Genomic DNA, 12,354 nt, shown 5'->3' on the forward strand with positions numbered 1-12,354 from the left:
TAACTCTTTATAACATGAAAAAATTTGTTTTATACTCTTTAATGCTTGGTACTTTAGCAACTACTGTAACAGCATGTAGAAACATAGAAGAAGACGGGCAGACTATCGTTCAAAACGGAGGTTCAGGAAACGGAGAAACTGAAAACTTGATTCTTTCAGGAAAAATCTCTTCAAGTCTTACGCTTAAAGCTAACAAAACTTATAAACTAAGAGGATTAGTATATGTAACTAATGGAGCTACGTTAACAATCGAGCCGGGAACAAAAATCGTTGGTGAGGCTGATAAAAACGGTTCATTAATTATTACAAGAGGAAGTAAGATCATGGCAGAAGGTACTGCTTCAAATCCTATTATCTTCACTTCAGAAAAACCAAGTCCTAAAAGAGGAGACTGGGCAGGATTAGTAATCTTAGGAGCTGCTCCTACGAATGCTTCTTTCAACGGACAAGCTGGAATCGGAGAGATCGAAGGTGGTATCAACAACACTGAAGGTTTAGGTCTTTACGGAGGAACAAATGCTGCTGACAACAGTGGTATCTTAAAATATGTAAGAGTAGAATATGCAGGGTACGCATTTTTACCAGACAAGGAAATCAACGGAATTACATTCGGAGGTGTTGGTAACGGTACTACAGTAGATTATGTAGAGGTTGCTTATGCTAATGATGATAGTTTTGAGTGGTTCGGAGGAACGGTAAACTGTTCTCACCTTATTTCTTACAAAGGTCTTGATGATGATTTCGATACTGATAACGGTTTCTCAGGAAAAATTCAGTTCGGTATTGCGGTAAGAGATTCTCAGATTGCTGACGTTTCTGGTTCTAACGCATTTGAATCTGATAATGATGCAAACGGTTCTTCTTTGACGCCGCAAACAGGAGCAACATTCTCTAACATGACTATTGTTGGACCAATCAACTCTACAAGCACTGCTACAAACGCAAGTACAATTAATGTTTTGTTCCAGAATGCTTTACAGATCAGAAGAAATTCTTCAATCTCAGTATTTAACTCTGTTTTCACAGGATTCCCGATCGGTTTATTCGTTGATGCTACAAAAGGAGTACCTACAGATAACAACATCGGTGGTTCAAGCCTTGTTTTCCAAAACAACATTTTGTCAGGAAACGTAACTCCTTTAAAATTTGCAGGATCTACTACAACTCCTACATCTTTCACTTTAACAGATCTTACAAACTGGTTCAATACAGGAGGAAACTCTACTCTAGCTTATACAGCTGATGCGAAATTTACAAACGCTTGGGCTCCTGCAGGAACAACTCCAAACTTCTCTCCTGCTGCCGGATCAGCTTTATTGACTGGTGGTGTATTCACTCACGCAAAATTAACAAACTGGTTTACTGCGGTAACGTACAGAGGTGCTGTTAAGGACGCAAACGATACTTGGTACGCAGGTTGGACAAACTATAACTTATAATATTTACACTAGTAATTAGTTTCTTCATATCAAATTGAGAAAACGGCATCGGAAAGCTTTTCCGATGCCGTTTTATTTTATTAATGTTCACGAATCTCTATCTAAGTAAATTTTAACTATAAAAAAAGCAATACATTATACTTTGAATTGGGAAAATAAACAGAAAAATGGTAATTTGGTCTTCTCAAATAGAATCGCTTTTCAAAAAGCATCTATTAAAAGTAAAATCTAAAATATTATGAAGAAAAATTACGTAAAGTCGATCATTGCAGCGATTATTATAAGTTCTTCCTTTGCCATCCATTCATGCGATAAAGACGATGAGGATATCGAAACAATTGCAGTGGTGGGAATCGCTCAGGATCCAAGTAATTTTCAAGGTGATGTTACAAACGGGCAAGTCGTAACGCTTGATGCAACGAAAGTATATGTGCTTAACGGTTCTGTTAAGGTGAAAGACGGCGGAAAACTGGTAATTCCTGCAGGAACAAGAATTGTAGCAACAGCAGGAGCAGCTTCTTATCTTTTAGTTGAACAAGGCGGACAATTATATGCCAACGGAACCGTAAATTCACCTGTGACATTCACCTCTTCTGCGGCAACTCCGGGAACTTGGGGTGGTGTTGTCGTTTGTGGAAAAGCTCCTATTAATACGGGAACTTCAGGTTCTTCAGAAATTCTAAATTCACCGTACGGAGGAACTACGGCTGCAGATAACTCTGGATCTTTAACCTATATGAGAATTGATAATGCAGGGATAGATTTTGCAACCGGTAAAAAATTTAACGGGTTATCTTTATTCGGTGTAGGAAGTGAAACCAAAGTAGAAAACATCGCTTTGGTGAATGGCGCAGAAGACGGAATCCAACTATATGGCGGAACAGTGAATGTTTCCAACATCATTTCTGTCGGTAACGAAAACGATGCTTTTGTATGGACAGACGGATGGATCGGAACAGGAAATAATATTTATACCAAAAGAAAAACAAGCGGTACAGGAAATACGGGAATTAAAGGAATCAATAATGCAACAAATCCGGCTGCAACTCCAATATCAAATCCTATCCTTAAAAATATTACATTAATTGGCGGAACTTCAGGAGAATCTAATGCCATAAGACTTTATTCAGGAACGTATGCTAATTTTGAAAATGTAATAACTTCTAATTGGACAACAGGTTTCAATCTGGAAAGTGATCCTACGGTAACTTCCATTAATGGACAAAGTAAAATTAAAGATGTTTTCTTCGACACCAACGTTACCAATAAAATCACAGCTAAATCAACAGCTGGAACCAATGTAACGATATTAGCTGCGACTTACACCGAAAAAGCCGATGCAATAGGCGCAGGAAACGGTACAGCAAGTCCGGCTTGGGCAATTGGCTGGTCTAGCTTACAATAAAAATAATTTTCATAAAAAATAAAACAGCATCGGATAAAATCTGATGCTGTTTTTTAATTATTCTCCTCAGGAATCCAGTTTAATATTTCAATATTTCTTTGAGCAAAATCCATAGCTTCTTCGATGGATAAAAACGGTTTCGAACTGCTGTCTGAAGAAATATATCCAGATTCATTAATAAAATACCTGCCGAAATGCAGATAATATTCCAACCCTTTCTTATTAATGTGTGACAAAACATGCCTGTAACCTTGTTCATAAAAACGATCCCAATCCTGTTCCACCAAAAGAATCGGCAGATAAGTGTTTCCGGAGTATTTCCATTCTCCTTTTTTAATAATTGTTTGCATGGGTTAAAAATTTCGATTCAATCAAATATATTTTATTTTAACATTTTTAAATTAACGATACTATTAAATCTGATGTTAATTTTTGTACTTATTAATTTAAATTTCAAAGTTTTTTAAACCCACATTTTATTGTTGGAAATCGCAAAGGCGCAAAATCTAAATTAAGGAACTGTTTTAAGGCGCAAAGATTTTATCTGGGATAAAATTGTTCCTGTTTTTTCTAAAAATCTTGTTGGAAATTCTTTTGCTACATGGAATTTTCGAAGTGTGGTTGTAAACCTTCAAGGTTTGATTTGTAACAGTCGCAAATTCCTAGCCGCAAAAATAGCGAGTGCGGAAAGCGGGAAATAGCTTCAAATAAAAAAAGGACAAAGTGTAAAACCTCGTCCTTTTAATTTTTATATCTGATTATATCTTAAGAATACTCAAACTTTCTGACAGCTTCCAGCGTCATATCAATTTCTTTATCTTTAATTGCATCGCTGATGAAATACGTTTCGTATCCACTTGGCGGAAGATATACTCCATTTTGCAGTAATTGATGAAAGAAATTATTGAATAACGAATGATTCGCTTCCTGAGCTTCATCAAAATTAGAAACTCTATTGATATGGAAAAACACAGACATCATCGAACCTTTTCTGTTGATTTTATGGGCAATTCCTTTTTCATTTAAAATTTTCCCGATTTCAAAATCTAGCGTTTCTGTCGTTTTTGCTAATCTGTTGAAAAATTCAGGATCGTTTTTAATTAATTGAAGAGTTTTTAATCCGGCTCTCATGGCTAAAGGATTTCCACTCAAAGTTCCTGCTTGGTAAACGCCACCTTTTGGCGCCAAATGATCCATAATTTCGTTTCTTCCGGCAAAAGCACCAACCGGAAGTCCGCCTCCGATTACCTTTCCGTAAGTCACCAAATCTGCCTTCACATTGTATAGTTCCTGAGCACCGCCAAAAGCCAGTCTGAAACCCGTCATTACTTCATCAAAAATCAATAAAGCTCCGTTTTCGTCACAGATTTTTCTTAATTTCTGAAGAAATTCGTTTTCAGGAAGAACACAACCCATATTTCCGGCAACAGGCTCGATAATTACCGCAGCAATTTCACCCTGATTATGTCTGAACAGATCTTCAACCTGCTCAAAATCATTATATCTTGCCAATAAAGTATCTTTTGCCGTTCCTGCCGTTACACCCGGAGAATTCGGATTTCCGAAAGTTGCAGCACCACTTCCCGCTTTAATTAAAAATGAATCTGAGTGACCGTGATAACAACCTTCAAATTTTACAATTTTATCTCTACCCGTAAAACCTCTCGCCAATCTTACAGCGCTCATACAAGCTTCTGTTCCCGAAGAAACCATTCTTATCTGATCGATATTCGGAACATTTTCTACGATGAATTTTGCAATTTCAGTTTCCAGTTTCTGTCGGAGCACCGAAAGAAAAACCTTTCTCCGCCTGAATTTTTAATTCCTCCAAAACTTCCGGATGCGTATGCCCCAAAATTGCAGGTCCCCAAGAATTAATATAATCGATATATGTGTTGTCATCGGCATCGGTAAGGTAAGCTCCTTTTGCAGACTTCATAAAAACAGGCACTCCTCCTACAGATTTGAATGCTCGAACCGGAGAATTTACCCCTCCCGGAATGTATTTGTAAGCTTCATCGAATAAAGCTGAACTTCTTTGGTATTTCATTTTCTATTTTTTCTTTATAATTTAATCCTCAAAATAAAGGATTCCATCTTCTCCTGCATAATTTTTTTTCCCCTTTATCATTGTGTAATATAATTGAAACGCATGTCCGTTTTTCCAGATTGTTTCTGCTGGTTCAAATCGTCCGTTTAATATTGTATTGTTGGGAAGAATTGTTTTAAAAATCTCATTTTCCAAATTTTGAGGATCGGGTTCTGAAAGTAAAACAAGCTTTTGAGAATCCAACAGTGAAATGGAGGTATATTTTATAGGATAAACTTCGTATGAAAATTCATCCGCCATTCCAAATAAGCCGGAAGAATCTGTGGTTAAAACATAAGGTTTTCCTTCATAAAACTGCCATCCGATATAAGCGATTTCCGGTGTGCTTTTATATAGTTTTTTGATTTTTGGAATGTAAATTCCGATATGAGAATCTTCTGAAACGATCTCAAGAAAATTAGCTTTAAAATTAATCTGATAAGCATTCTCATCTTCGTAAGGTTTGAGCATTTGCATATCTTCATCATCCAGATCGTCCCAAGTTAGTTTCGGTTCTTTATGAGGATTATTTACATCAAATTGATTTTCCCAACCCTTGTCTCTCATCGGAAATTTTTCAGGCTCAATATATTGATCCAGCTTCATTTTGGTTTTCATGGAATAATTATAATAATCAACACCATCGAAAACGACATATTTATCACCATTCACGAAAATTGCCTTTTCTGAAATAAACGGCATTATTGGAGTTGCATTATGATCAATAAGTCCAAACTTTCCATTCTGTTCTGCATGAAAACCACCTACCGAAGCATCGTACCAACTTATGCTGTAATATTGCGGTTGTACTGCTACAAATTTATTAGCATCACAAAGTCCCCAAAGTTTTCCTTTTCTGAAAGGAATATATTTTTGCGACTCCTGTGAAAATATTTTACAGGAAACAATGAGTAAAAATATCCACAGAAATCTGGATTTCATATTCAATATTTTCATTTTGCTGAGAGTTCATGGGAGTTGGTTGATAGTGTATCGTTATTAATTTAACCAGTAACTATAACCAATCAACAAAAATTAGTTTCTAGGTTTCTTGTCAATTAAATAAATCAATTGTCCGGCAGAAGGTTTTTGTCCTTCATCCATTCTGTTTTTTGCGTATAATTTATTTAATTTAATTCCGAATTTCTGAGCGATATCGTGCATATTTTCTCCAGATTCGGCTTTGTAGGTTGCGGTATTTCCGTCAGAATTTTTAGATTCAAGGAAGACGATATCATTTTTTTGAAGAACATCACTTTCCAGTTCATTCCATTTTATCAGTTTGCTTTCGCTTACTTTGAATTTATTCGCAATGAATTGCACATTCGTATCCTCAGGAATGATAATATATTTCAACCCGTCATTTGGGTGACTTTTAATTAAAATAGAATTAAGAATTTCTGCTTTCGTTTTAATTCTTTCCACTCTTTTCTGTTGCTGAGCGTAAGAAGTCGGCTTGTAAGGAACTTCAACCGTTACAGGTTCTTTTACCTTTTTTGTATACTTTTCAGGCTCTAATTGCGCCATAAAAGACCTGTCTTCTTTCAAATTCGGATACATTTTCAGGACGGCGTACAGAACTTCTTTAGAATTGGTATCATCAAATTCGTACAATTTATACCTTTCAATTTTACCGATTAAGATCGAAGCATAACGCGGATTTGTAGCGTAACCAGCCTTTTTCAAACCATGTGCCCAAGCTTTATAATCTTTCATATTAAGATTAAAAAGACCTGTATAATATTTTCTTGTCGCCAAAAATATGGAGTGATCTTCGTAAGACTGTCGCGGATCGTCGTACACACGGAAACACTCATTGGGAGCGTCATCGGTATGTTTCATCGTTTTCCCCGTCCAATCTTCTTTACACTTAATTCCGAAATGATTTTTGCCTTCCTGAGCCAATATACTTTGTCCGCCTCCGGTTTCCAAAAGTCCTTGTGCAAGAGTGATAGAAGCCGGAATTTTATATTTTTCCATTTCCTCCACTGCATATTTTGCAAATTTTTGGATGTATTGATCTTCAGTTGCCCAAGTCTGGGCCGAGAATTTTGATAAAACTAAAAGGCTTACGAGTAAGAAAAGTCTTTTCATGTTTTTCAATTTTACTTTATATGATTAAATTTCTATTCTGTTTTTCTAAAAGCAAATTTGCCCCTTTAACACCCTGTAATCCACCGGTATGAAAGCACAAAACCTTGCTGTTCTCAGGAAAATAATCTTCATCAATCAGTTCGAAAACCTTCTGCATCATCTTTCCTGTATAAATCGGTTCCAACGGAATTCCGTATTTCTCTTTAAAATCATTGATAAAACGAATATTTTCGTCTTTTATTTTACCATAACCTCCAAAAGCTGAATCTATTAGATTAAAGTTTTTGCGTAAGGTTAATTCAAAGATTTTATTTTCAAGTGAATCATCGTCAACAGCCTTAAAACCGATAACTTTCTGATTGTCTTCACAATATTTTGAAATCCCTGCAATCGTACCTCCCGTTCCGACTGCCGTGCAAAGATAATCAAAATCTTTTGTTTCGTTATTGAGCATCATTTTCACGCCTGTCACGGCATCTTCATTGGTTTCCGCCTTCAGGAATGATCAGCGCATCGGGAAATTCTTTATGTAAAAATTCGGTTAATTTTTCTTTGTGGCGATATTGTTCGCGGGTTACAAACTGCAGATTCATTCCGTTTCTTTTCGCAAAAAGCAATGTGGGATTATCGCGCCATTTGTCTTTTAGCTCCTCTCCTCTTATAATTCCTAATGTGGGAATTTTGGCTAAATTTCCAACGGCAGAAACGGCAGAAATATGATTTGAAAAACCTCCGCCAAAAGTGATAATAAAAGGTTTTGCTGATTTTTTTTCTACATAATTATTAACATTATAGAAAAGCTTCCAATATTTGTTTCCTGAAATTTGAGGATGAATTAAATCTTCCCTTTTAATGAAAAGTTTTATGTTTTTATCGATTGGGATTTCCTGAATGGGAATTTTTTCTGTCGGAAGTTGTAATAGCATGTTTTTAACGGGATGTTCACAAAGTTTAATGTAACAAAAATACTATTTTTTACGTTCGCAATGGCGTTTCACTTGACAATGGAAATAGATGCACAAAGTTCGTCATTCAGAATGAAACGTTGTGAGGTGAAGAATCTATTGTAAAAGTTTAGATTTCTCCTTCTTCGAAATGACAAAAGGGACGTTGTTTTTTCTCCCACGGATTTCACAGATTTGCACGGATGATTGTGTTTATTTGTGAAAATTATTTTTGGGATTTGTGTTTAAAACAATATTGATAATTGATAATTAATTACAAGTATTTCCTGAAGCTCCAGAATTTTCTTTTTTTAAGATAATTAAGATCGTGTTCCTTAGAGTAGGCTTCTCTTTCAAAGGAGATTCTTTTGTAGGCGTGATAGCTGTTTTTCAATTTAAAAAACCAGTAATAATATTCAATGACATAGAACAGATAAAAGAAAATAATCAACATTTCCCATTGTTGTCTTAAATGGATCTTTTCATGGTTGATCAATATGTTATTTTTCTTATCTTCGGGTCTCCTAATCAATATGAAAGGGAAAAGAGCAATGCCATTAATTTTTAATATTTTTAAAGGCTTTTGGCATACAATTATCATAATAACAAATATAAAGTTTTTTGACTTAGAGATTTAACCTATGGCACTTTTTGACATCAAAGAAGGTGAAGACTTTTACTACAACGAGCAAGGGTACAAGGTTTTTACAGAAAAATTTCATCTGAAGAGAGGACATTGCTGTAAAAGTGGTTGTAGACACTGTCCTTACGGATACGATAAAAAGACCGATACATTCATTAAAAACGATAAAAAAAATAAATAAAATGAAAAAATATATTTTTATTTTGTTAGCCTCGGCTACTTTGGCTTTAACATCTTGTAGTCCTTTCCAGGTGCGTTCTGATTATGCTGAAACAGCTAATTTCACTTCTTATAAAACTTACAAAATAAGAATTGATGATCTGAAACTGAATGATATTGATAAAGACAGAGTTCTGAATGAGTTGTCTAGACAGCTTCAAAGCAAAGGTCTTCAGTCTGGAGAAAATCCGGATCTGATCGTCAATGTAAAAGCAAACCACAAAAAAATAACAGACATTACCAACAATTCTCCTTACGGAATGTACGGTTGGGGCGGTTCTTTCGGTTGGGGAGTCGGAATGAGCAGAACTTGGACGAGCAATTACAATGAAGGAGCAATTATTGTAGATATGGTAGATGCAAAAACCAACAAACTGGTTTGGCAGGGAATCGGAAGCGGAATTTCTGTAGACCGTCCTAAAGCTAAGCAAAAACAAATTCCTGAAATCATGATGGAGATTATGAAAAATTATCCTCCAATGAAAAAATAAGATTATAATTAATCAGATATATAGAAAGTCAATGCAAATTTTGTGTTGACTTTTTTATTTTTAAAACAGAAAAGGCTGTCAATGTAAATCAACAGCCTTTTCATTAAAATTTAAAAAAATTAGTTTTTAATTGCTTTGAACGATTTTTCAGTTCCGTTTTTAAAATGTAACGTCACAAAATAAAGACCTTTCTGAAGCTCGTTTAAATGTAAAGTGGTTTCAGGTTTTGCAATCGTTTGCACAACTCTTCCTACCGCATCATTGATGCTAATCGTTTTTACATCCTTAATATCAGAAATGTGTACTACATCATTGAAAGGATTCGGATATACTTTTACTCCCGCGGAAATATCACTTTCATGAGTTCCCAAATTTGGAATCGGTTCCCAAACCGCATCATCCCAATAATGTCCCGCGAAAGAAGTTCCCGGATTACGAATCGCCAATCTCATTCCGTCCGGAACCGATGTAGGAACTGTAAAAGTTCTTTCTGATGTCGGACTGTAAGTCGTGTTTGTAATATTGATCGGCTGAAGCATCACAAAAGTATCCGGCAAAGCATCTTTTATATATCCAAATTCCAGATAACCGGTACTGTTTGCTTTAATTTTCACTCTCAACTGGTGTGTTCCCGCATTGATATTGGTAATCGGAGGCATCACAACAATAGAAATTTTTCCGACTCCATAACCGTTTTGATAGATCTGGCTCGTTCCGGAAGCAGGCTGCGTGCTTGAAATAATCTGGCTCGCTCCTCCCAGCAAAACACTGTCCCAACAAGTTGGTACAACTCCCATTGCGCAACAAGAGTAGGCATCAAAATTCTCGGAGAAACTGCTTACTGCTGTACATTGAGCATTAATTGCAGACATTCCGCCTAAGATTCCTAATAAAGGAATACAAATTTTAAAAGGTAAATTTTTAATCATTCTAAATAAAAATAATAATCGCGAAATTACTCCTTTTACGATTACTTTTAATTCAAAATTTCATGATTTTTATCAATTAAATAAAACTTAATATTAGATTTAAAATTGATTAATGTAATTATAATCGAATATGGATTAAAATATTTTAAAAAACGAAAAATTTAAACAGCTTTATAAATGATATGAATTTTTTAAAACATATTCTTGATATAAATTATTTTAACGCTATGTCCGCAAAGCTCAATCAATCGTTGGTTTTTATTTTTCCGTTCGCAAGGGCGCTCTGCCCAGCAAAGGCTGATTGCGATTTTAGTTGGGTCAAAAGCCATTTCGAATGAACATTTTTTCAATTTGAATAAAAAAAATTTGCGACCATAGCGTATAAAAGATGTATGAGACTTTCTTATCCTTATTGAAATGAGATTTAACAATTCCGTAATTTTTTATTCATAAATTTATACTAATCTTACCAAACCTAAATATTAACATGAAAAAACCACTACTAATCATTGCATTTGCCAGTTTTTTAGCGAATGCTCAAGCTCCGGCGGGATATTATAATGCTGCGAACGGATTATCGGGAGCTTCTTTGAAAACCGCTTTAAGTACAATTATCACCAACGGTCACCAAGACAAAGGCTATGGCGGACTTTGGACAGGTTACAAAACGACCGACATCGATAAGAACTACGAAAATGACGGTTCGATTTTAGATATTTATTCTGAAAAACCAACAGGAGCCGATCCGTACAAATTCACTCCGGTAATGAACCAGTGCGGAACCTATTCGGTAGAAGGAAACTGCTACAACAGAGAACATATCGTTCCTCAAAGTTTATTTAATGAAGCTTCGCCGATGGTTTCCGACATCAATTTCATCAGAGCAACAGACGGAAAAGTAAACGGAATGCGTTCTAATTATCCTTTCGGAAAAGTAGGAACGGCAACTTTCACTTCTAAAAACGGTTCGAAACTTGGAAATTCTACTTCTTCAGGATATTCCGGAGTGGTTTTTGAACCAATTGACGAGTTTAAAGGGGATGTTGCAAGAATGATTTTCTATTTTGTGACCCGTTATCAAAGTAAACTTTCAACTTTCTCAACAGGAAATATGCTGGGAAGTTCTGCGTTTCCGGGATTACAGACTTGGGAGCTGAATGTTTTACTGGCTTGGCATAATCAAGATCCTGTTTCTCAGGCGGAAATCAACAGAAATAATGCGACTTACACGTATCAGGGAAACAGAAATCCGTTTATTGATAATGCAAATTATGCCAATCAAATTTGGGGATCTGGTTCTACAGGTGGCGGAACAACAACTCCTCCAACTTCAACAGGTTGTGCCAATGAAACTTTCGAAACGATTCCTACAACAAGCACAGCTTCTTATTTAACAAGAAACTGGACAAACAGTGGAATTTCTTGGACGGCAACCGATGCAAGAACCGATCAAACAATTTCTACAAAAGCAATTACGGTAAGAGACGGAGCATTAACATCGAGCAGCTCGGCAAACGGAATTGGTTCATTAACGGTGACTACTCAATTGAAATTTACAGGTTCGAACGGAACTTTCAATGTAAAAGTGAACGGAACAACCGTAGGAACAGTTCCTTACAATACGAATGCAACAACGACTACCATTAACAATATCAATATTTCCGGAAATGTAGCGGTGACTTTGGAAAATACCTCAACAAGCAACAGAGTGGCGATCGATAACCTGAGCTGGACTTGCTATTCGGGAACTTCAAGACAGGTTCAGAATATAGCTTCTGAAGTAAGTTTAGATCAAAATACGTTACAGATTTCGCCAAATCCGATTTCAAATAATGAAATTTTTGTGAAAGGTGAAACTCAAAATATCAAAAAAGCAGAGATCTACAATCTTCAAGGAAAAGTGATGCAGACGATTGAGCAGCCTTTTAAAAATAACAGAAATTCTATTTCTATTAAAAATCTTGGGCAGGGAGTTTATCTTCTTAAACTGGATGATTCGATTTTGAAGTTTATTGTGAAATAAGCTGAAAATATTTTAACTCAAATAAAAAAGACTTCTCTTTGCTAAGGGAAGTCTTTTTTAACTTTTCTTCTTTTATAT

At 35.6% G+C, this 12,354-nt stretch carries 10 protein-coding genes and 2 pseudogenes; 5 read left to right on the plus strand and 7 right to left on the minus strand.

The annotated features are described in order from the left end of the window. Positions 1–14 precede the first annotated feature (14 nt). Both J3D55_RS18370 and J3D55_RS18375 read left to right on the plus strand, forming a co-directional pair. On the plus strand, positions 15–1,439 hold the full coding sequence (locus J3D55_RS18370; protein ID WP_259132917.1) for a beta-helix domain-containing protein: 1,425 nt from the start codon (positions 15–17) through the stop codon (positions 1,437–1,439). Positions 1,440–1,677: 238 nt separating this feature from the next. Further along, a complete protein-coding gene (locus tag J3D55_RS18375) occupies positions 1,678–2,844 on the plus strand; it encodes a beta-helix domain-containing protein (RefSeq protein ID WP_259132918.1) in 1,167 nt (388 codons plus the stop codon). Between the two features lie 53 nt (positions 2,845–2,897). Here J3D55_RS18375 and J3D55_RS18380 read toward each other — a convergent pair whose 3' ends face one another. The 6 genes and pseudogenes from J3D55_RS18380 to J3D55_RS18405 form a co-directional block, all read right to left on the minus strand. Next, positions 2,898–3,194, minus strand: a complete 297-nt coding sequence (locus tag J3D55_RS18380) for a hypothetical protein (protein WP_259132919.1) — start codon at positions 3,192–3,194, stop codon at positions 2,898–2,900. Positions 3,195–3,609: 415 nt separating this feature from the next. Then, positions 3,610–4,894, minus strand: a pseudogene (hemL, locus tag J3D55_RS18385) (glutamate-1-semialdehyde 2,1-aminomutase). A gap of 21 nt (positions 4,895–4,915) precedes the next feature. Continuing rightward, positions 4,916–5,875, minus strand: coding sequence for a hypothetical protein (locus J3D55_RS18390; RefSeq protein ID WP_259132920.1), 960 nt, complete (start codon positions 5,873–5,875; stop codon positions 4,916–4,918). Positions 5,876–5,968: 93 nt separating this feature from the next. Next, positions 5,969–7,027 (minus strand): glucosaminidase domain-containing protein, encoded by a 1,059-nt coding sequence (locus J3D55_RS18395; RefSeq protein ID WP_259132921.1) that lies wholly within the window; start codon positions 7,025–7,027, stop codon positions 5,969–5,971. Positions 7,028–7,043: 16 nt separating this feature from the next. Further along, positions 7,044–7,953 (minus strand): annotated as a pseudogene (locus tag J3D55_RS18400) (1-aminocyclopropane-1-carboxylate deaminase/D-cysteine desulfhydrase). Positions 7,954–8,245: 292 nt separating this feature from the next. Further along, entirely contained in the window at positions 8,246–8,572 is a 327-nt protein-coding gene (locus tag J3D55_RS18405; RefSeq protein WP_259132922.1) for a hypothetical protein, read from the minus strand. A 40-nt stretch (positions 8,573–8,612) separates the two neighbouring features. Between J3D55_RS18405 and J3D55_RS18410 the strand changes: the two genes are divergently transcribed. Both J3D55_RS18410 and J3D55_RS18415 read left to right on the plus strand, forming a co-directional pair. Then, positions 8,613–8,795, plus strand: coding sequence for a C1orf53 family protein (locus J3D55_RS18410; RefSeq protein WP_029294953.1), 183 nt, complete (start codon positions 8,613–8,615; stop codon positions 8,793–8,795). A 1-nt stretch (position 8,796) separates the two neighbouring features. Then, complete coding sequence (locus J3D55_RS18415; RefSeq protein WP_259132923.1) at positions 8,797–9,324, plus strand: DUF4136 domain-containing protein; 528 nt, start codon at positions 8,797–8,799, stop codon at positions 9,322–9,324. A gap of 119 nt (positions 9,325–9,443) precedes the next feature. Here J3D55_RS18415 and J3D55_RS18420 read toward each other — a convergent pair whose 3' ends face one another. After that, the gene (locus J3D55_RS18420; protein WP_259132924.1) at positions 9,444–10,253 is read right to left on the minus strand and encodes a T9SS type A sorting domain-containing protein; all 810 of its coding nucleotides are present in this window, start codon (positions 10,251–10,253) and stop codon (positions 9,444–9,446) included. A 487-nt stretch (positions 10,254–10,740) separates the two neighbouring features. Between J3D55_RS18420 and J3D55_RS18425 the strand changes: the two genes are divergently transcribed. Further along, on the plus strand, positions 10,741–12,276 hold the full coding sequence (locus J3D55_RS18425; RefSeq protein WP_259132925.1) for an endonuclease: 1,536 nt from the start codon (positions 10,741–10,743) through the stop codon (positions 12,274–12,276). The last annotated feature ends 78 nt before the right edge of the window (positions 12,277–12,354 follow it).

Source organism: Chryseobacterium ginsenosidimutans (genome assembly GCF_024807225.1).
Classification (GTDB): Bacteria; Bacteroidota; Bacteroidia; order Flavobacteriales; family Weeksellaceae; genus Chryseobacterium; species Chryseobacterium ginsenosidimutans.